Below are 19,990 nucleotides of genomic sequence, written 5' to 3' on the forward strand. Positions count from 1 at the left end.
TGATCTGGTGGAGCGCAAATGTCCGGCGCATGACGGCTAGGTTTCAATGAAATCCTCGACGGCCCGTTTGGGCTTCGGCACATCGGTCACGAACGCATCGAGATGCTCGAGACCGGCCGGCACGGGCCCGCCGTAGGCCCAGTCGAGAAGCTCGACCGTATGCACGACGGGAATATCGAGACCGGGGCCGAGCTGGGCAATGCAGCCGATATTGCCGGCGGCGACGACATCGGCCCGCGTCGAGCGGATGTTGTCGATCTTGCGCTTCCTGAGCTGGCCCGCGATCTCCGGCTGCAGGATGTTGTAGGTGCCGGCAGACCCGCAGCAAATGTGACTTTCGGGCACATCCGCCACGCCGAAGCCGGCTTGCTTCAGGAGCGCGCGCGGCTCGTCGTGGATGCGCTGCCCGTGCTGCAGCGAGCACGCCGAATGATAAGCGACGCGGATCGAGGACCAGCGCTCGGGCGCACCGAGCGCGTAGTCCTGCAGGAATTCCGACACGTCCCGGGCAAGGCGCGACACCGCCGCGGCCCGATCGGCATAGTCCGGATCGTCGCGAAGGAGATGGCCGTAATCCTTCACGGTCGTCCCGCATCCGGAGGCGTTGATGATGATGGCGTCGATCTCGCCGCGGTCGATCTCCTTCCACCAGGCATCGATGTTGCGCCGCGCGAACGCGACCGCCTCGCCCTCCTTTCCCATGTGCTGGACGACGCCGCCGCAGCAGCCGGCGCCGTTGGCAACGGTCACGTCCACCCCGCGCCGCGCGAGCAGCCGGATCGTCGAATCGTTGATGTCGGGCCTCAGCACCTGCTGCACGCAGCCCGTCATCAGGATCACCCGCGCGCGCCGCTCGCTGTGCGTCACCGCCGTGCCGGCGCCGCTGAAGCGCGCGTCCCGCGTGGCGATCGACGACGGCACGAGCGCCAGCATCGCCGCCACCTCCTTGAGCCCGGCACGCTCGAGGAGAGGGATGAATGGACGGGCCAGCGGCGCCGCCCTGAGCGCCAGCCGGAAGCGGCGCGGATAGGGGATGACGGAGGCCAGGAGATTGCGCAGCGCGCGCTCCTTGAAGCTGCGCGTGGTGCGCTCCTCGAGCTCCGCGCGCGCGATGTCGACGAGGTGCATGTAGTCGACGCCGCTCGGGCACGTCGTCATGCACGAGAGACAGGTGAGGCAGCGGTCGATGTGATGGCGGACCTGGGTCGTCGGCGCCGGGTCTCTCCCGCGCTCCAGCATGTCCTTGATGAGGTAGATGCGGCCGCGCGGGCTGTCGCGCTCATCGCCGAGCACGAGATAGGTCGGACACACCGCCGTGCAGAGGCCGCAATGCACGCAGCGCTTGAGGATCCTGTCCGCTTCCGCGATGCGCGGATCCTGAAGCTGCTCGGGAGCGAAGTTGGTCTGCATTGGCGCTCGTTTTCTCGTATCGCGGGCCGGAAGCCCGGGGCCGGAGTTCCTACATCGTCGCGTACATGCGCCCGGGGTTGAGCAGGTTCATCGGGTCGAACGCGGCCTTGAGACCGCGTGTGATCCGGTCGACGGCGGGCACCAGCGGCTGAAACACCTCGACCGCGCGGCGCACCGCCTCGTCGGCGCGGATCAGCGTAGCGTGTCCCCCGTGCGTCGCCACGGCGCGGCGGACATCCGCGCTGCCGGCATCCGCCGAAGCCGGCGTCTCGAGCCAGACGAGCCCCCCCGACCAGTCGTAGAACGCTTCGAGCCGCATGTGCCGCCGCACGGCGGCCACGAGCGAAGCCGCCACGCTCGGCGTCGTGGAGACGCGCCAGAGGTGCGTCCCGTTCGGCGGAAAGAACGACAACTGCCGCATCTCGCCCCAGAACGCCAGCGAGGCTTCGAGATCGAGCTCGAGCGGCGCGCCGTAGGCCGAAAGCAGGTCCTTGAGCTTCTCTTTGCGGTAGGAGATGGAGCGGGTGAAGTTCTCGAGCCGGATGGCCGTCAGGCTCCGTGTCTCCCCGGCGAGCCCCTTGTGCCTGAGGCGGGCGGCGAGCGCCGGCGTAAGATGCACCGTCCCCGACACCTCGTAGGGTTGGCCGAGCGACGCGCTCATGAGCTCGATGGCGAGGTCGTCCGTAAGATCGGGATAGACGAGCGTCGCCACGTCGTCGGGCAGCGGCAGCACCTTGAACGTCACCTCCGAGAGCACCGCGAGCGTTCCCCAACTTCCGGCGAGCCCGCGCGCCACGTCGAAGCCGGTCACGTTCTTCATCACGCGGCCGCCGGATTTGAAGATCTCGGCCCGGCCGTTGACGCCGCGCACGCCGAGCAGATAGTCGCGCGCGGCTCCCGCAGCGATCCGGCGCGCGCCGGAGAGGTTCGCGGCGAACACCGCCCCGATGGTCTGCACGCCCGCGTCGCCTCCGAGCGCCGGCCCGAGATCGATCGGCTCGAACGGCAGCATCTGGCCGCGCGCGGCCAGCTCCACCTCGATCTGCGCGAGCGGCGTCCCCGCGCGCGCGCTCATCACGAGCTCGGCCGGCTCGTAGAGGGAGATGCCGCGCATGGCGCCCGTGGTGAGCGCAACCGGCGCCCCCACCGGCCGTCCCACGCCGCGCTTGGAGCCCGCGCCGAGGATCTCGACCGGCACGCCGCGCTCGGCGAGCGCCGCCATCATGCTCTTCAGCTCCCACTCAGTCGCAGGGCGCATGATGTCGTTCATGGAAACTGCTCCTCGGGCCGCCTCATGCCGCCTCGGCCGGGCCCACGCCGGACGGGCCCATGCCGGACGAGCCCTGCCGCGCCTCGGCCGCATCCCTAGCCAGGGCCGCCTCGACCACCTCCAGCGGAAAGACCTTGCCCCAGTTCAGGAGCCACTCGGGATCGAACACGGACTTGATGCGCAGCTGCACCGCCAGATCTTCCTCGGTGAACTGGGCCGTCATGAGGTCGCGCTTCTCGATGCCGACGCCATGCTCGCCGGTGAGGCATCCGCCGACGGACACGCAGAGCTTGAGGATCTCGGCGCCCGCAGCCTCGGCCTTCTCCGTCTCGCCGGGCGTGTTCGCGTCGTACATGACGAGCGGATGCAGATTGCCGTCCCCGGCATGGAAGATATTGGCCACCCGGAGCCCCGAGCGGCGGCAGATCTCCGCGATCTCATCCAGCACGTGCGGCAGATGCGCGAGCGGAATGGTGCCGTCCATGCAGTAATAGTCCGAGATGCGGCCGATGGCGCCGAACGCCGCCTTGCGGCCCTTCCAGATCTTCGCGCTCTGCGCCTCCGACCCGCTGACGAGGAGAGCCGCGGGATTGAGCTCGTGCGCGATCGAGGCGATGTAGGCCAGCCGGTCGGCGATCTCCTGCTCCGACCCCTCGACCTCGATGATCAGCAGCGCCTCGACGTTCGTCGGATACCCTGCCTTGGCAAAGGCTTCGCAGACCTCGATCGCCGGCTTGTCCATGAACTCGATCGCCACCGGGATGATGCCCGAGGCGATGATATGCGCCACGCAGATGCCGGCCTTGGCCGAGGATTCGAAGCCGATCATCATCGGGCGTGCACCCTCGGCCGCGCGCAGGATGCGCACCGTTGCCTCCGTGATGAGGCCGAACTGGCCCTCCGAGCCGACGATGAGCGCCAGGAGGTCGTAGCCCTCGGCATCGAGATGCGAGCCGCCGATCTCGAGGATCTCGCCGTCGATCGTCACCATCTTGACGCCGAGCACGTTGTTCGTCGTCACGCCGTACTTGAGGCAGTGCGCGCCGCCCGAGTTCATGGCCAGATTGCCGGCGAGCGTGCACGCGAGCTGGCTCGACGGATCGGGCGCGTAGAAGAAGCCCTCCGGCGCCACGGCGCCCGAGATGGCGAGGTTGGTGATCCCGGCTTCGACGCGCGCGAACCGGTTGTTGAAGTCGATCTCGAGCACCCGGTTCATCTTCGAGATGCCGACCACGATGGCATCCTCGAGCGGCAACGCCCCGCCGCAGAGCGAGGTCCCTGCGCCGCGCGGCACCACCCGGATCCCGTTTGCCTTCGCATATTTGAGAACGGCGGACACGCCCTCCGTCGACGTCGGCAGCACCACCGCGAGCGGCATGCGCCGATAGGCCGTGAGCGCGTCGGTCTCGAAGGCCCGCCGCCCGTCCTCGTCCGAGATCACGGTATCGGCGCCGCAGATCGCCACGAGATCACGCACGATCTCGTCCCGCCGCGCGACGATGGCGGGGTCGGGAGTGGGCAGCACGATCGACGGCATGCGTCCTGTCCTCTCGCTTCCTGTTCTTGTGGGGGCGGCGCCGGAGACGAAGCCGGCCCCTTGCTGGCGACGTACATAGACGAACGGCAACTGGAACGCGACCGGGAAGCGGCTGAAACGCACCGTTCGAGCACCGGCCTTCTCGTCCGCACGCTCGGACCAGGAGTCTCGCACGACGCGCGGAAGGCGGCAACAGACGAGCGACGGCGTTCGTACCGGCCGGTTCGCCTTCGCCCCGCCGCGATCCGGTGGCGGATCGGCGTTTCTGCGGCTAGGCTCGTGCGATCCGCCTAGAGAACCCATGATCGCCTGAAACCCATGAGTGCGCCTTGAAGCCGCGTGTCGGGCTTTTCGTCACCTGCCTTATCGATCTGATGCGGCCCTCCGTCGGGTTCGCGGCCGCGCACCTGATCGAGAGCGCGGGCTGCGCGGTGGTCGTGCCCCGCCGCCAGACGTGCTGCGGCCAGCCCGCCTACAACGCGGGCGATGCCGACATCGCCCGCGACCTCGCCTTGCAGACGATGCGAAGCTTCGACGGCTGCGATTTCGTCGTCGCTCCGTCGGGCTCCTGCGCGGCCATGCTGCGCATCCACTATCCCGCACTCTTCAAGGGCCGCGGCGCGACCGAGTTCGCGATCAAAGCCTTCGCCGAGCGCGTGCACGAGCTCACTGCCTTTCTCGTCAACGTGCGCGGCATGGCCGCGACCGGGGCCCGCTTCGAGGGGCGGGTCGCGCACCACGACGCCTGCTCGGGCCTGCGCGAGCTCGGCATCCGCGACGAGCCGCGCCGTCTGCTCGCGTCCGTCGCCGGGCTCGAGCTGGTGGAGGCGCCGGAGGTCTCGCCCTGCTGCGGCTTCGGCGGCCTGTTCTCGGTCAAGTACCCGGAGATCTCCACCGCCGTCGCCGACCGCAAGATCGAGGACCTGAAGGTCCCCGCGCCGGACCTCGTGACCGGCGGCGATCTCGGCTGTCTGATGAACCTCGCCGGCCGCCTGAAGCGGACCGGCGAGACGCTTCCCTGCCGCCACGTGGCGGAGGTGCTGGCCGGCGCCCTCGACGATCCTCCCATCGCCTGGGGCAGCGCGGGCAACCGGCCATGACGCCCGCGACCGGGGCATTCAAGGCCGGAGCGCGGCAGGCGCTCGCCGACGAGAGGCTCGCCAAGGCCCTCCGCGGCCTGCCCGGCGGGCTCGTCGCCCAGCGCACAGCCGCCAAGGCCCGCGTTCCCGAGTTCGAGGCGCTACGCAACGCAGCCCGCGACATCCGCGATCACACGCTGGCCCACCTCGACCTCTACCTCGACGCCTTCGCCGCCAAGGCCGAGGCGGCCGGCAGCCGCGTCCATTGGGCGGCGGACGCGGCGGAAGCGCGGACGATCATCGCCCACCTCGCGCTCGAGCGCGGCGCACGCCGCATCGCCAAGGGTAAGTCGATGGTCTCCGAAGAGATCGCGCTCAATGCGTTCCTCGAAAAGCTCGGCATGGAGATCTTCGAAAGCGATCTCGGCGAATACCTGTTGCAGATCCGCGGCGAGACGCCGAGCCACATCATCGCGCCTGCGATCCACCTGAGCCAGGATCAGGTGGAGGCCGATTTCCGGAGCCGGCACGCCCACCTGGACCCGGGCCGCACGCTCGACACGCCGGAGCTGCTCGTGGCGGAGGCGCGCGCCGTCCTGCGCGCGCGCTTCCTTGACGCCGACATCGGCATCACGGGCGCCAACTTCCTGGTCGCCGAGACGGGGTCGGCGGTGATCGTCACCAACGAAGGCAACGGCGACCTCTCCTCCCAGCTTCCGCGCACCCACATCGTCCTCGCCGCGATCGACAAGGTGGTGCCGACGCTGGCCGATCTCGCGACGCTGCTGCGCGTTCTCGCGCGCTCGGCGACCGGCCAGGACATGACCGCCTACACGAGCCTGCTCACCGGCCCGAAAGCCCCCGGCGACCCGGACGGCCCCGCCGAGTGCCACATCGTCATCGTCGACAACGGCCGCACCGAGATGCTCAAAGGCGGCCTCGGCGAAGCCTTGCGCTGCATTCGCTGCGGCGCCTGCCTCAACCATTGCCCGATCTACAATGCCATCGGCGGCCACGCCTACGGGTGGGTCTATGCCGGACCCATCGGCGCCGTGGTGACACCGGCCTTTCTCGGCATCGACAGCACGCGCGACCTCGCGGCCGCCTCGACCTTCTGCGGGAAATGCGAGGAGGTCTGCCCGGTCAAGATCCCGATCACCCGCCTTTTGCGTTCCTGGCGCGTCAAAAGCCTCGCATCGGGCGCGGGCCGTTGGGAGCGGACGATGCTCGCGGCCTGGAGTTTCCTCGCCCGGCGGCCGCGGCTCTATCACCTGGCGGCGCGCCTCGGCATGGCCGTTCTGGCCGCGTCCGGCCGCACCGAGGGCGCGTTCCGGTGGCTTCCCTTCGCCGGCGGCTGGACGGCAAGCCGCGACTTTCCGGCCCCCCAGGGCCGCACGTTCCAAAAGCTCTGGGCCGAACACCAGAAGAGGACGCCGCAATGAGCCGGTCGACCATGATCGCCCGCGTGAGGGCGGCGCTGAGCCCGCAGCGCGGCGCCACGGCCGCCCGGGCGCAGGCGGTCGCCGAGCGCCTCGCCCATCCACCGCGCCACCCGCGGCCCGCCTTCGCCCGTCTCGCGGAAGAAGAGCGCGAGGCTCGCTTCACCGCCTGCCTCGAAGGCCAGGGCGCCACGGTCATGAGGGTAGCCGGCCGTGCGGACATCCCCGCCGCAATCGAACAACTTCTCGGAGGCACACCTCCCGGATCCTCTCCCCGGGCCGGGGAGGAGCAGGGACGGATCGGAGACACGACTCCGACGACATGCGGAGAAAAATGGCGCTTCGTCATCGGCGATGATGAGCGTCTCGCCGCGCTCCCCTGGCCGGACACGATCGCACCGGCGCGCTGGAGCCTCGATCAGACGCTCGGCGATGGCACCGCCGCGCTCTCCCACGCCTGGGGCGCGGCAGCGGAGACCGGGACGCTGATCCTGACATCGGGGGCCGCAAACCCGGCGTCGCTGGCCTTCCTGCCCGAGTTGCATATCGTCGCGTTGGCGCGCGCCGACCTCGCCGCCGCTTTCGAGGACGCGTTCGCGCGCCTCGGGGCCGCCATCGCACCCGGGCGGTTTCCGCGCGCGGTCAATCTCGTCTCGAGCCCCTCGCGTACCAGCGACATCGGCGGGCTGAGCGTCAGAGGCGCCCACGGCCCTCGCCGTCTCGCGGTCATTCTTTACGGTTGAGAAAAAAGATCACGCTCTAAGCGCTTAGGCGACCCCCAGCCGGTCGTGCTCGCGCCGGCGCACCGACCGCGCGACGCCCCCCCAGGCCCGCGAGCGGGACGCATCGCCGAGTTGGTTGTGCAGCAGGGCGAAGAAATCGGCGACCTCCGCCGCAAACACGCCATGCCGGCCTTCGAGGACGACGGCCATCAGTTCCGCGTCCTCGAGCGTCGTTACGGTATCCTTTTTTCGGCGCGAGCGGGGCATGGGATCCTCGGGAAGCCAGCAATTGGCCTTGGAGGAGCAAGATCGACGCCAACCCGCCTGTCGCGGCTAGAGCCCGAAAAAACCGCAAAAAACAGCGCCGGGTCCCTTGGACACGCCCCGGGACGGCCTGAGGCGTCCCATTTTCGACACGTCGAGCGGGCGGAGGGCACACCCGCTGTCCCAGCCTGGGAGCGGTGCCGGCGGCGTTATTCCGCGGACGGAGACGGACCGGACGCCGCGTCGACCTTCGCATCCCCCGCCCCGTTGGCCTTCTGCTCGATCGCGGCATCGACCGATTGCGGTTTCTTGGGGCGGGTCTTGGCCGGCTTCTTGCGGCGCACACCTGTCCCGCATTCGAACGAGAGCACGGCCGCGCGCACGCTCGTCACCGGCTTCGCGTCGGCCGCAATGGGCATCGTGTCGATGCTGTCCGAATGATTGAAGAGCTGCTTCCAGCCGTAGCTCTCGAACCCGTGCTCGAGAAGGTTCGCCGCGCGGACGGTCCTCTGCTTGCCCGACGCCTCGCCGAGCACCACCGCCATGATCCTCCGCCCGTCGCGCGTGGCGCTCGCGACCACGTTGAAGCCGGAATCGCAGATGAACCCCGTCTTCATGCCGTCCGCGCCGTCGAACGTGCGCAGGAGCCCGTTGTGCGTGCCGATCCGGATCTTGCCGATCTGGGCATCGAACATCGACCAGTAGGCGCCGTATTCGGGATAGTCCTTGATTACCGCGCGGGCGAGCCTGGCGAGGTCGCGCGCCGTCGTCACCTGCTCGAACGCCGGCAGGCCGTTCGGGTTGACGAACGTCGTACGCGTCATGCCGAGCCGCCGCGCGGTCTGGTTCATGAGCGCCACAAACTCCGATTGCGAGCCGCCGATCGCCTCCGCCAGCATGATCGCCACATCGTTCGCCGACTTGATGATCAGCGCCTTGAGCGCCTGATCGACGGTGAGCGTCGCGGTGAGATTGAGCCCGAGCTTGCTCGGCGGCTGGCTCTGGGCGCGCGCGCTGTAGGGGATGCGTTGCTCGAGCGTGAGCTTCCCGCTCTTCAGCGCTTCGAACGTCAGATAGGCCGTCATGATCTTGGTGAGCGACGCGGGATGCCAATGATCGTCGGCGTCCTCCGCGTAGAGCACGCGGCCGTCCGCCGGGTCGAAAACCAGCGCCGGACCGCCGGCAAGCGCAGGCCGGCCGGCAGAGATCATCAGCGCCACACTGAGCGCCGCTACGGCAGCAGAGAAGAATCTGGCGCGCATCGCTGCTCCGCACAATGCCGAAACCATCCCGGCACCTTTACATCGTCACCGCGCCGGTCGCAATTCCTCGCCGAGACGCCGCCGATGCCGAAAAACCGCAGCGCCGGCGGGCTTAGGACGCTACGCCCACGGCCGCGCGACGGCATCGCGGCTTTCGAACGCCTTGATCGCTTGCTCTTTTTCCAGCGTCAGACCGATGTTGTCCAATCCGTTGAGCAGGCAATGCTTGCGGAAGGGATCGATGTCGAAGCCGATGACGCCGCCGTCCGGACCGCGGATTTCCTGGGCCTCGAGATCGATGGAGAGTGTCGCGTTCGCGCCGCGCTCCGCATCGTCCATGAGCTTGTTCACCTGCTCCTGCGGCAGCTTGATCGCCAGGATGCCGTTCTGGAAGCAGTTGTTGTAGAAGATGTCGGCGAAATCGGGCGCGATCACGCAGCGGAACCCGAAATCCAGAAGCGCCCAGGGCGCATGCTCGCGCGAGGAGCCACAGCCGAAGTTCTCGCCCGCGACCAGGATCTCGGCCTTTCGGTAGGCCGGCTTGTTGAGCACGAAGTCGGGGTTCTCCTGGCCGTCCTGGTCGTAGCGCAGCTCGTAGAACAGCGCCTTGCCGAGTCCCGTGCGTTTGATCGTCTTCAGGAACTGCTTCGGGATGATCATGTCCGTATCCACGTTGCGGAGCGGAAACGGAGCAGCGACGCCCGTGAGCCTGGTAAACTTCTGCATATGAACCTGTTCCTGAATTTTCAGACACGCAGGCTGTCGGCCAGCGCCCGGAAGTAGCCCTCGGCCGCCAGCAGGCGGTCGACCCGGATCTTCGCCGACTGCTGCGGCTCGCGCCCGCCCGGCGTCCGGCTCGGACCGAGCTCATCCAGCCGCCTTTTAACGCCAGCAAGCTTTCGTCCGTCAAGATGGTGCTGCAGCACGCCGACCAGAGTTTCGAGGTAGCCCGTTATGCGGCCGAATTCGCGGATCACGCCGCGCTCGGCCACCCTGTCGTCCGGCGCCGCCGCCAACCGCGCCGAGAAACGGGCCGCCCGGCCCAGCGTATCGGCGATGGAGAGAGCATAGCGCGCGACCTTGGCGCGCCGCGTGCGGTCCAGCGCCGCCAGCGCGCCGGCCCACCGGTTGATCGTCTCGGCAATGGAAAGGAGCCGCTTGGGATACTCCAGGATCTGCATGGACGGCCGCCGCTGAGGCTGATCGGGCTCCTGACGACCCTAAGCCAGCGCCACCGCACGGGGATAACACGCGCCCGGCACTATCCTCGCGTGTCCGCCTTGCGGCGTCATCGCCGCAGTGGGTGCGTCCACGCGTGGATTGACAGGGATATGCCCTGGGCGCAAAATAAGCACCAAATATACATCTTTTAAAAAGGCCCCGTCATGTTCCTGCTCGATTGGGTTGTGCGCATCTTCCTCGCCCCGGGCGATCTCGTTCGCCGCCGCCTCGGCATCACCCTCGAGGAGGATGGCGGCATCATCCGCTCGTTCGTGAACATGTGCGTGTGGGGCCTCGTCACCGTCATCGCGGTCGTCTACCTGTATTGACTGCGGGCGTCCTGAGAGGTATTCGGCGCGCGCTCACGCAGGCACGCGGCGCACGTGCCGCGCCCAATCTAATACGAGTTCTCTACCTGTCAGAACGCTCTGATAGCCGGTCCGCTAGCGGATCGACGGATCGGCGAAGCACTGGCGCATATAGGCGCAGCGGTGCGAGCCCGCGAAGTGCATGCCATCGCCCTTGGCGGGCGAAATGAACGTGCAGATCTCCTCGAGGCCCGCTTCGTCAAGCCAGCCCTGGCGCCGCCCGCGCTGCACGGCGAAGCAATCGGCCGTCTCCTCGTCGGGCCCACGGAACTGATGTCCGCACTCGTGCGCGAAGATCCAGAGCTTGACGGGCGTCGAAACCTTGGCGAGCAGCCTCGGATTGAGGATCAGGAACCCGGGATAGGCGGCGCCGTAATCGTCGAGCTGGCTGTCGATGACGGTCGGGCGCTGGCCGCAGATCTGCTTGCGACCGTCGAGCTTGAGCTCGCCGGGCGCCAGCACGTGCGCGTCGCCCCCGACATGCTCGGCATAGTCCTCGGGCGTCGGCACGTCGTCCGCAACGGCATGACCCGGCTGAAGCGCCCATGCCATCAGCAAGACGCCGAGAACCGTTCGCAAGAGAGTTGGAATTGCCGGACCCCAGACCGACGTCAAATCAGCACCTCTACGCGACACCCGCACGCGTCCCGGAGAAACCTTAGCAGCCTCAACATGCCCAGCAAAAGTTAAGATTTGCTCAGGCGCGTGCCTCGCCCGGCAATGGGCTGACACTGTGACTGTTTTGCCGTAGCCCTACGTATTTCGCCGGAACCTACGTCACCGCCTCCGTCTCGATGTCCTCCATATCGTCGTCGGAGAAGCCGAAATGATGTCCGATCTCGTGCACCAGCACGTGCGTGACGATCTCGCCCAGCGGCTCCCCGGATTCCGTCCAGTAATCGAGGATGGCGCGCCGGTAGAGGAACACCATGTCGGGCTCGCGCGGCGCATCGAGCACGCTCTTCTTGTCGAGAGAGAGGCCTTGATAGAGACCCATGAGGTCGAACGGGCTGTCGATGCCGAGCTCGTCGAGCACCTCGTCGAGCGCGAAATCCTCGACGCGGATCACGAGATCGTCGCAGACCTCGCGGAACTCGGGCTGGATCCGCTCCCAGGCCTGGGCCGCCATCACCTCGAAGTCATCGAGCGAAGGCGGGGCCGCCGCCTTCCAATCGATCGCATTCGCCGCCATCCGTGCTCTCCCCGCCGCGTTGAGTGTGCGAACGGAAGAGATAGGCGCTTCGGCCCCACCCGTTCAACCTGCCCGTTCAAGAGAGGTTCGGCCCGAGGCGGCCGAACGTCAGTTCGACCACCTCCGGATATCGACGAAATGCCCTTCGAGCGCCGCGGCGGCCGCCATGGCTGGCGAGACGAGATGCGTGCGCCCCTTGTAGCCCTGCCGGCCCTCGAAATTGCGGTTCGAGGTCGAGGCGCAACGCTGGCCGGGCTTCAACTGATCCGGGTTCATGCCGAGGCACATGGAGCAGCCGGGCTCCCGCCACTCGAAGCCCGCGGCCTTGAAGATCCTGTCGAGTCCCTCGGCCTCGGCCTGCTGCTTCACGAGGCCCGAGCCCGGCACGATCATCGCGTAAGCCAGACGATCCGAGATCTTCTTGCCTTCGACGATCTTCGCCACCTCGCGCAGGTCCTCCATGCGCCCGTTGGTACAGGAGCCGATCCAGATCACGTCGAGCGGAATGTCCGTCATCTTCGTGCCGGGCGCGAGGCCCATGTAGTCGAGCGCGCGCGCCATGGAGGCCCGCTTGTTTTCGTCCGCGACGTCGGCCGGATCGGGCACGACGCCGGCGATCGACACCACGTCCTCGGGGCTCGTGCCCCAGGAGACGATCGGCGGCAGCTTGGCCGCATCGAGCTTGACCACGCGGTCGAAGTGCGCGCCCTCGTCGGTGTGAAGCGTTTCCCAGTACTTGAGCGCCGCGTCCCAGGCCGCCCCCTTGGGCGCCTTCGGCCGTCCCTTGATGAAATCGAACGTCTTCTCGTCCGGCGCGATCATGCCGGCGCGCGCGCCGCCCTCGATCGACATGTTGCAGACCGTCATGCGGCCTTCCATGGAAAGCCCGCGAATCGCCTCGCCCGCGTACTCGATGACCGAGCCCGTGCCGCCGGCCGTGCCGATCTCGCCGATGATGGCGAGAATGATGTCCTTGGCCGTCACGTGCGCGGGCAGCGCCCCGTCCACGCTGACCAGCATGTTCTTGGCTTTCTTCTGCACCAGCGTCTGCGTGGCGAGCACATGCTCGACCTCGCTGGTGCCGATGCCGTGCGCCAGCGCCCCGAAGGCGCCGTGCGTCGAGGTATGGCTGTCGCCGCAGACGATGGTGGTGCCAGGCAGCGTGAAGCCCTGCTCGGGCCCGACGACGTGGACGATGCCCTGCCGCTTGTCGAGTTCGTTGTAGTACTCGACGCCGAAATCGCGTGCGTTGGCGGCCAGCGTCTCGACCTGGATGCGGCTGTCATCGTCGGCGATGCCGCGGCTGCGGTCCGTCGTCGGCACGTTATGGTCGACGACGGCCAGCGTCTTCTCGGGCGCGCGGACCTTGCGCCCGCTCATGCGAAGCCCCTCGAAGGCCTGCGGGCTCGTCACCTCGTGCACGAGATGACGGTCGATGTAGAGCAGGCAGGTGCCGTCGGGTTGCCGGTCGACGACGTGATCGTCGAAAATCTTGTCGTAAAGCGTCTTGGCCATGGTCTGGGCTCGGAATAAGGGGAAATTTTCTCATCAGATAGCGTTTCGGCGCGCCGCTTGCAAATCAGCGCCGCTTAAATCGCTCATAAGCCGCCCCGCGCGGCGTTTTGCCCACCACGCTGGCCGGCCAGGGTCCCCCGCCGACTGCCCTAGTCCCGCCAGTGCCGCGCCTTGGCAACCAGAAAGTCCCGCAGCACCTGCACCTTCTTGGAGCTCTTGAGCTCTTCCGGGTAGACGAACAGCACCGGCAGGTTCGGCTTCTCGACGCCGCATTTCACGAGCACCGGCACGAGATCGCTGTCCTGCTCGGTCATGTAGTCGGGGATCATCCCGATGCCGATCCCCGCGATGACCGCCTGCTTGATGGCGACGACGCTATTGGTCCGAAGCACCGGCTCGCGCGGCTCGCCGTCCTCGCGCCCCGCCGTCTCGAGCCAACTGATGGCCGGGAGAAGCTGCGCCGTCTGCCCACTGTAGGACAGCACGCGGTGTCCGCCGGTGTCGAGGTCGGCGAAGGTCTCCGGCAGGCCATAGCGGCGCGTGTACTTCGCGGACGCCATCGGCCGCACGCTGGCCGTGAACAGGGGCCTGCGGATGAGATCCGCCTGATCCGGCTCCCGCGTCCAGATGGCGACGTCGGCGGCCCGCATGGCGATGTCGATCTGGTCGTCGTCGAGCAGAAGCTCGATGCGGATCTCCGGATAGAGGTCCATGAACTCCCTGAGCCGCTGCGACAGCCACACCGTGCCGAGCCCGACGGGTGCGGCCACGGCGAGCACGCCGGACGGCTTGGTGGTGGTGTCGGCGAGCAGCGTCTCCGCCGTCTGCAGCTTGCTCATGACCTCGGCCACCGTGGCATAGAGCAGTTCGCCCTGCTCGGTGAGCACCAGCCCCCGCGCGTGGCGGTGAAACAGCGAGACCTTGAGGTCGCGTTCGAGCGCGGAAACCTGCCGGCTCACGGCCGACTGGCTCATATGCAGCGCATCGCCCGCATGCGTGAAGCTGCCGGCCGCGGCCGCGGCGTGAAAGATCCTGAGCTTGTCCCAATCCATGAATGAAACCCCGCTTGTCCCGGCCCGCATGCCGAAACCTGGATCAGGCGGCCCCGATCGCACGCATACGTACCGTCTGCCCAAGCATTGCGATTATTTGATAGCAGATCATGCCTAGCCATCGGAAAATGCATATCGACGCGGCTACCTCACCGACGGAGGCCGGTGGCAGGCCCAATCACGATCGCTTATATGGCAGGCAGTCTCACCCTCCCGTCCCACCTGCCGCAGAGAGAGAAGGCTTGACCTTGATGAGAATGATCCGCCTCACGACCGTCGCGCTTGCCACGTCCCTGATGACCTGCGCAGCCTCCGCCGAGCCCGCCAAGCTCTGGGAAACCGCGGGCTTTCAGAACCCGGAATCGGCGCTCCCCGATCCGGCCGGCGGTGTGATCTACGTGAGCAACGTCGCGGGCGGCCCGCTCGACAAGGACGGCAACGGCTACATCTCGAAGCTCTCGCCTGACGGCAAGGTCACGACGGAGAAGTGGGTCACCGGGCTCGACGGGCCCAAAGGCCTCGCTCTCGCCGGCGGCAAGCTTTACGTCGCCGACATCGGCCAGCTCGTCGAAATCGACGTCGCGACCGGCGCCATCGGCGCGCGCTATCCGGCGGCGGGCTCCAAGTTCCTGAACGATGTCGTGGCCGACAGCGAGGGGCGCATCTATGTCACCGACACCAGCGGCAACGCCATCTGGCGGCTCGAGAACGGAACATTCGAGAAATGGCTGGAGAGCCCGGACCTCAAGGGCCCGAACGGCATCCTGGTCGAGGGCGACAAACTGGTGATCGCGGGCTGGGGAATCGACGTACAGCCCGACCTTTCCGCCAAGACGCCCGGCAACCTCCTGACCGTGAGCATCGCCGACAAATCGATCGCCGATCTCGGCAACGGCACACCGGTCGGCAACCTCGACGGGCTGGAGCCGTTCGATGCCGACAGCTTCATCGTCAGCGACTGGGTGGCCGGCAAGGTGTTCCAGATCTCGCGCTCGGGCGACGCCAAGGAGCTGCTGTCGCTCGGCCAGGGCACCGCGGATCTCACCTATAACCGCGAGACGCGCACCGCCATCATCCCGCTGATGGTCGACGGCAAGGTGGTCGCCTACAAGTTCTGAGGCGCGTCTCATATCTGAGCTGAGGCGTATCTGGATCCCGGCCGTCCATGCGAAGCATGGCTCCGCCATGATGCCGGGATGACGTTGTTTTTTGAAGCAGACTGGCTGCCTCAACTCCAACGTTACTCCGGCGAAGGCCGGAGTCCAGATACCCATCGATCGGGCACGGACGGGGCGACGCGGCTTACTCCGCCGCCTCGGCCGTGGTCGCCTCGTGCGCGAGGAAGCGCTCCGTCTCGAGCGCCGCCATGCAGCCCATGCCGGCCGCCGTCACCGCCTGTCGGTAGACGTCGTCCTTCACGTCGCCCGCCGCGAACACGCCCGGCACCGACGTGGCCGTCGAATCCGGCGCCGTGACCAGGTAGCCTGACGGCTTCATCTCGAGCTGGCCGCGGAACAGGTCCGTCGCCGGCGCGTGCCCGATGGCGATGAACACGCCGTCCACCCGCCGCTCGGTGATCTTGCCGGTCTTGACGTTGCGCAGCCGCACGGCCTCGACCGAGCGCGGCTCGGTGCTGCCCACGATCTCCTCGATGGCGCTATCCCAGACGACCTCGATCTTCTCGTTCTTGGCCAGGCGATCCTGCAGGATCTTCTCAGCGCGGAAATGGTCGCGCCGATGCACCACGATCACCTTCCTCGCGAAGTTCGTGAGGAAGATCGCCTCCTCGACGGCCGTGTTGCCGCCGCCCACGACCACCACGTCCTTGCCCTTGTAGAAGAAGCCATCGCAGGTCGCGCAGGCGGAGACGCCATAGCCCTTGAACGCCTCCTCGCTCGGCAGGCCGAGCCAGCGTGCCTGCGCGCCCGTGGCGATGATGAGCACGTCGCACGTGTAGTGGTCGCCCGAGTCGCCCTCGAGCCGGAACGGCCGCGTGGCAAGGTCGACCTTCACGATGTGATCCATGATGATCTCGGTGCCGACGTGCTCGGCCTGCGCTTTCATCTGCTCCATGAGCCAGGGCCCCTGGATGACGTCCGCAAAGCCCGGATAGTTCTCGACATCCGTGGTGATGGTGAGCTGCCCGCCCGGCTGGATGCCCTGGATGAGGACCGGCTTCAGCATGGCGCGGGCGGCATAGATGGCAGCGGTGTATCCCGCGGGCCCCGAGCCCAGGATGATGACGCGGGAATGCTTGGCTTTGCTCATGATCGATCCTTCTCGCCCCGGCCTCGAACGCGGTCTTTTCGGCCCTGCCGCCAAAGCGCCCCTCCGGCGCGGCGGCAGCCATCATATAGTCGAGGACGATGGCCGGCGCGAGCCCTGGCCGCCGCAAGCCAACACCTGTCAACCGTCCGCGAGATAGGACACCACTCCCCGGATCACCGGCGGCGCGAACAGAATATTCCGATGCCCCAGGCCGTCGAAGGCCAGGAGCCGGGACCGGGGGCACGCCGCCACGATCTCCTCGGCATTGCGGAAGCCCACCTCCGCGTCGTCACGCGAATGGATCACCAGCGCCGGCCGCCCGGTCGCCGCCAGCAGCCTGGCCGCGGTAAAGGTCGCCATCGGGCGATGCGCCACACGCGCCACGTGATGCTCGAACGAGCGCCGCGCGGCCGGCCCGAGGTGAAGCTCGTCGGCGAACTCCTGCGTGATGGTCGAGAACCGATTGGGCGAGGAGACCAGCACGTAACGCTCGAACGGATAGGGGCGCGCCATCGGCGGCCCGCCCTCGCCGACGAGCAGCGCCGCGAGCCCGCCCATCGAATGCGTGACCGCGAACCGGAGCGGCCCCAGCGCCTCGGCAACCTGCAGCAGCGCCCGCGCGCAATCGATCAGGCTCGCGCGCGGCTGCGCGCTTCTGCCGTGCGCCGGCTGGTCGAAGGCGACGACGCGGAAGCCGGCCCGCCGGAGCTGCTCGGCGAAGACCGCCATAAACGACGCTTCGCTGGTCCACCCGTGGGCGATGAGAACGCCCGCATGCGCGCGCCCACCCTCCGGCTCGAACACGTAAGCCTGGACGTCTCCCTCGGTGGTGGGGACGCGCACCCAGCTCGCATTCCGCAGATGGAACCGTGCCCGGTCGGCAAGCCGTACATGATCCGGGCTCCGCCGCGTCGAGTACCTGGGAAGGCAGAAGCGCCGGTAGGCGAGGTCTCCAGCAAGCGCCGGCGCCATGCGGTCGAAACGGACCGGATGCGCCCTGAGCCTACGATCGAAGAACGCCGTCATCGACCTCCAATCTCCCTATCCCCGGCGTGTCGGCTCGTCCTTACGGCCGATCTGAAATACCCGTTCCGAACATCGACGTGTCTGGACTCCGGCATTCGCCGGAGTGACGGTGTATTTGGGCAATCGGTTCCCACACATCAAACGTCATCCCGGCGCAGGCCGGGATCCAGACACGCTGCCGCATCGCGCGTCGCCGCCTCATCCGCGGAAGCGCAGATATACTCTAGATCAGCCGCAGCGCGCGGAAGCTCGCATGTCCGCTGCGCCCGACGATGACGTGATCGTGCACCGTGACGCCGAGCGGCCGCGCCGCATCGACGATCATGCGCGTCATGTCGATGTCGGCGCGCGAGGGCGTCGGATCGCCCGAGGGATGGTTGTGGATCATCCCACGATGTTCGTTATCATTTTGATATTCAACGATTTTTTTGAATAAACCCTGAAGGTGGTGCCGGGGTTTGGGAGCTGCAATTAGTGCGCTATCGTGATCGTCACGGGCGATCATAACCGCGCTCAGCGAGTTCACGTCATGCACGGCACCGAACTTCACCCTTTCCGCCTCACAATTCAAGCCCACCGATTCGGCGGAGCCCTCGGGGCATCCACGATGCTGGCATTCCGGCTATCCAGTTGTCTTGCGATACCGCCCTTTCCTTGGTGATCCAAAATAGCAAATGAGACCTGCCGCCTTGAGTGCGGCGATGTCCCGTCGCGCGGTTTTCAGACTGACGTCCCAAACAGCCGCGATCTCCCTGGCGTCGCATCGACCCTCGACGACTCGGCCCAGAAACCAGCGTTGTCGCTCATTGATCTCTGCCCGATCAGGGACATTTATAGGGTCACGTTCAGGGACACGTTTAGGGTCATATTCCCGCGCACCCGTTTCTGAACGTCCGCCAGCGGCTTCGCCGGCCGCATAGGCTTCACGAGCTCTGGCGAGCGATATGCGATCCACCGGGCCGGTCAACGGGATCGCCGCCGGGCCTTCGAGCAGGCCGAGAACGAAGGCCCTGATGACGGGCGACGAAACCACCAGGCGCAGGAAATACACCGTATCCGGCCCGTGCTGCGCTGAGAGCCAATGCTTCACGGTCCTCTCGCTTGCATCCGTTTGACGCATGAGCTGCTTGATCGCGCGGCGGCTGTCGCCATGCTCTTTGCGCAGCAGTTCCGCGATGGTTCGCGCGTAGATTTCACGCCCGCCGAGGACGCCTGTCCATTGGGGTAATTTCCTGCCCGTTTTCGGCAACATCTTCCGTTTTCTCCGCAGTTAGACTGGTTTCATTGCGGAGTGGCGGCACAGGCCCGTCATGCGCTGCGGCGGTAGGTCGCCCGGACCGCCGCAGCCGATTTCAGGAGGGCGTCATGTGATGAGCCGGAGAGTTTACGATGATGACCGGTCAGGGCAGCTTGAACGTCCACTTCGGGCTGCCGAATACGTCCGCATGTCGACGGATCATCAGAAGTATTCGACCGAAAACCAATCCGACGCGATCAACCAATATGCTGAGGCGCGTGGAATCGAGATCGTGCGAACCTATGAAGACGCTGGAAAAAGCGGGTTAAAGATCGAGGGACGCGACGCGCTCAGGCAACTCATCGAGGACGTGCAATCGGGCAGCACCGATTTCACTCTGGTTCTCGTTTATGATGTCAGCCGCTGGGGGCGCTTCCAGGACGCCGACGAAAGCGCCTACTACGAGTATATTTGTCGGCGTGCCGGCATCGCCGTCGAATATTGCGCCGAGCAATTCGACAATGACGGCAGCCCGATCTCGACCATCGTCAAGGGCGTCAAACGCGCGATGGCTGGCGAATACAGCCGCGAGCTTTCAACCAAGGTGTTCGCCGGCCAGGGCCGACTGATCGAGAAAGGCTACCGCCAGGGCGGGCCTGCCGGCTTCGGCCTGCGTCGGACGCTGATTGACGAGCATGGCGTCATCAAGGGGCTTCTCGAACGGGGCGAGCACAAGAGCATTCAGACAGATCGGGTGATCCTGACGCTGGGCCCTGCCGAAGAGGTCGATCTGGTCCGCTGCATCTACCGGGCTTTCGTCCATCAGGGATATAGCGAGCGGGAGATTGCGGACGATCTCAATCAACGCGGCGTTCCGACCGATCTTGGGCGTCCCTGGACCCGGGGCACGGTCCACCAGATTCTGATCAACGAGAAATATGTCGGCGACAACGTCTGGAATCGTCGCTCCTTCAAGCTCAAGAAGAAGCGCGTCGCCAATGAGCCCGAGATGTGGATCAGGGCGCAGGACGTGTTTCAGGCCGTCGTCGAGCGCGAGCTGTTCGAGGCGGCGAGAAGGGTAATCTGCTCGCAGCGCAGCTCGCAATAGGTCCCCTCGATTGGGTGGAG

20 protein-coding genes and 1 pseudogene are annotated in these 19,990 nt (G+C 66.8%); 6 read left to right on the forward strand and 15 right to left on the reverse strand.

What is annotated here, in order from left to right:
* Positions 1–36: 36 nt before the first annotated feature.
* From glcF to V7082_RS04320, 3 genes are read right to left on the reverse strand one after another with little or no spacing between them, the layout of a single operon-like run.
* Complete coding sequence (gene glcF / locus V7082_RS04310) at positions 37–1,410, reverse strand: glycolate oxidase subunit GlcF (protein WP_334146386.1); 1,374 nt, start codon at positions 1,408–1,410, stop codon at positions 37–39.
* Positions 1,411–1,459: 49 nt separating this feature from the next.
* Positions 1,460–2,680: an FAD-binding protein gene (locus V7082_RS04315; RefSeq protein ID WP_334146387.1), complete on the reverse strand. Its 1,221-nt coding sequence runs from the start codon at positions 2,678–2,680 to the stop codon at positions 1,460–1,462.
* Positions 2,681–2,702: 22 nt separating this feature from the next.
* Positions 2,703–4,217: an FAD-linked oxidase C-terminal domain-containing protein gene (locus V7082_RS04320; RefSeq protein WP_334146406.1), complete on the reverse strand. Its 1,515-nt coding sequence runs from the start codon at positions 4,215–4,217 to the stop codon at positions 2,703–2,705.
* 329 nt (positions 4,218–4,546) lie between these two features.
* Between V7082_RS04320 and V7082_RS04325 the strand changes: the two genes are divergently transcribed.
* From V7082_RS04325 to V7082_RS04335, 3 genes are read left to right on the forward strand one after another with little or no spacing between them, the layout of a single operon-like run.
* Complete coding sequence (locus V7082_RS04325) at positions 4,547–5,317, forward strand: (Fe-S)-binding protein (RefSeq protein WP_334146388.1); 771 nt, start codon at positions 4,547–4,549, stop codon at positions 5,315–5,317.
* Complete coding sequence (locus V7082_RS04330; protein WP_334146389.1) at positions 5,314–6,738, forward strand: lactate utilization protein B; 1,425 nt, start codon at positions 5,314–5,316, stop codon at positions 6,736–6,738. The genes V7082_RS04325 and V7082_RS04330 overlap by 4 nt, the downstream gene beginning before the upstream one ends.
* Positions 6,735–7,478, forward strand: coding sequence for a LutC/YkgG family protein (locus V7082_RS04335; protein ID WP_334146390.1), 744 nt, complete (start codon positions 6,735–6,737; stop codon positions 7,476–7,478). Before V7082_RS04330 ends, V7082_RS04335 begins: the two co-directional genes overlap by 4 nt.
* Before the next feature lie 24 nt (positions 7,479–7,502).
* Here V7082_RS04335 and V7082_RS04340 read toward each other — a convergent pair whose 3' ends face one another.
* The 4 genes from V7082_RS04340 to V7082_RS04355 form a co-directional block, all read right to left on the reverse strand.
* Positions 7,503–7,724, reverse strand: a complete 222-nt coding sequence (locus V7082_RS04340) for a hypothetical protein (RefSeq protein ID WP_334146391.1) — start codon at positions 7,722–7,724, stop codon at positions 7,503–7,505.
* 206 nt (positions 7,725–7,930) lie between these two features.
* A complete protein-coding gene (locus V7082_RS04345) occupies positions 7,931–8,983 on the reverse strand; it encodes a D-alanyl-D-alanine carboxypeptidase family protein (protein WP_334146392.1) in 1,053 nt (350 codons plus the stop codon).
* 120 nt (positions 8,984–9,103) lie between these two features.
* Positions 9,104–9,709, reverse strand: coding sequence for a 3-isopropylmalate dehydratase small subunit (gene leuD / locus V7082_RS04350; protein ID WP_334146393.1), 606 nt, complete (start codon positions 9,707–9,709; stop codon positions 9,104–9,106).
* A 20-nt stretch (positions 9,710–9,729) separates the two neighbouring features.
* A complete protein-coding gene (locus V7082_RS04355; protein ID WP_334146394.1) occupies positions 9,730–10,164 on the reverse strand; it encodes a hypothetical protein in 435 nt (144 codons plus the stop codon).
* 204 nt (positions 10,165–10,368) lie between these two features.
* Between V7082_RS04355 and V7082_RS04360 the strand changes: the two genes are divergently transcribed.
* Positions 10,369–10,533 (forward strand): hypothetical protein, encoded by a 165-nt coding sequence (locus tag V7082_RS04360; protein ID WP_334146395.1) that lies wholly within the window; start codon positions 10,369–10,371, stop codon positions 10,531–10,533.
* A 114-nt stretch (positions 10,534–10,647) separates the two neighbouring features.
* Here the strand turns inward: V7082_RS04360 and V7082_RS04365 are convergent, their stop codons facing one another.
* The 4 genes from V7082_RS04365 to V7082_RS04380 form a co-directional block, all read right to left on the reverse strand.
* Positions 10,648–11,124, reverse strand: a complete 477-nt coding sequence (locus V7082_RS04365; RefSeq protein ID WP_334146396.1) for a hypothetical protein — start codon at positions 11,122–11,124, stop codon at positions 10,648–10,650.
* Between the two features lie 220 nt (positions 11,125–11,344).
* The gene (locus V7082_RS04370; RefSeq protein ID WP_334146397.1) at positions 11,345–11,764 is read right to left on the reverse strand and encodes a metallopeptidase family protein; all 420 of its coding nucleotides are present in this window, start codon (positions 11,762–11,764) and stop codon (positions 11,345–11,347) included.
* Positions 11,765–11,872: 108 nt separating this feature from the next.
* Positions 11,873–13,279 (reverse strand): 3-isopropylmalate dehydratase large subunit, encoded by a 1,407-nt coding sequence (leuC, locus tag V7082_RS04375; protein WP_334146398.1) that lies wholly within the window; start codon positions 13,277–13,279, stop codon positions 11,873–11,875.
* Positions 13,280–13,428: 149 nt separating this feature from the next.
* Positions 13,429–14,331: a LysR family transcriptional regulator gene (locus tag V7082_RS04380; protein ID WP_334146399.1), complete on the reverse strand. Its 903-nt coding sequence runs from the start codon at positions 14,329–14,331 to the stop codon at positions 13,429–13,431.
* Positions 14,332–14,573: 242 nt separating this feature from the next.
* Here V7082_RS04380 and V7082_RS04385 point away from each other — a divergent pair, with 242 nt between their 5' ends.
* Complete coding sequence (locus V7082_RS04385) at positions 14,574–15,449, forward strand: SMP-30/gluconolactonase/LRE family protein (RefSeq protein WP_334146400.1); 876 nt, start codon at positions 14,574–14,576, stop codon at positions 15,447–15,449.
* Between the two features lie 184 nt (positions 15,450–15,633).
* Here V7082_RS04385 and trxB read toward each other — a convergent pair whose 3' ends face one another.
* The 4 genes and pseudogenes from trxB to V7082_RS04405 form a co-directional block, all read right to left on the reverse strand.
* On the reverse strand, positions 15,634–16,599 hold the full coding sequence (gene trxB / locus V7082_RS04390) for a thioredoxin-disulfide reductase (protein WP_334146401.1): 966 nt from the start codon (positions 16,597–16,599) through the stop codon (positions 15,634–15,636).
* 138 nt (positions 16,600–16,737) lie between these two features.
* Positions 16,738–17,625, reverse strand: a complete 888-nt coding sequence (locus V7082_RS04395) for an alpha/beta fold hydrolase (RefSeq protein WP_334146402.1) — start codon at positions 17,623–17,625, stop codon at positions 16,738–16,740.
* A 223-nt stretch (positions 17,626–17,848) separates the two neighbouring features.
* Positions 17,849–18,013, reverse strand: a pseudogene (locus V7082_RS04400) (JAB domain-containing protein); the annotation flags it as partial.
* A gap of 234 nt (positions 18,014–18,247) precedes the next feature.
* Positions 18,248–18,877, reverse strand: coding sequence for a DeoR family transcriptional regulator (locus V7082_RS04405; RefSeq protein WP_020818596.1), 630 nt, complete (start codon positions 18,875–18,877; stop codon positions 18,248–18,250).
* Between the two features lie 118 nt (positions 18,878–18,995).
* Here V7082_RS04405 and V7082_RS04410 point away from each other — a divergent pair, with 118 nt between their 5' ends.
* The gene (locus V7082_RS04410; protein WP_327195674.1) at positions 18,996–19,970 is read left to right on the forward strand and encodes a recombinase family protein; all 975 of its coding nucleotides are present in this window, start codon (positions 18,996–18,998) and stop codon (positions 19,968–19,970) included.
* Positions 19,971–19,990: the final 20 nt, after the last annotated feature.

Origin of the sequence: Hyphomicrobium sp. (assembly GCF_036833075.1) — a bacterium.
Taxonomy (GTDB): domain Bacteria; phylum Pseudomonadota; class Alphaproteobacteria; order Rhizobiales; family Hyphomicrobiaceae; genus Hyphomicrobium_C.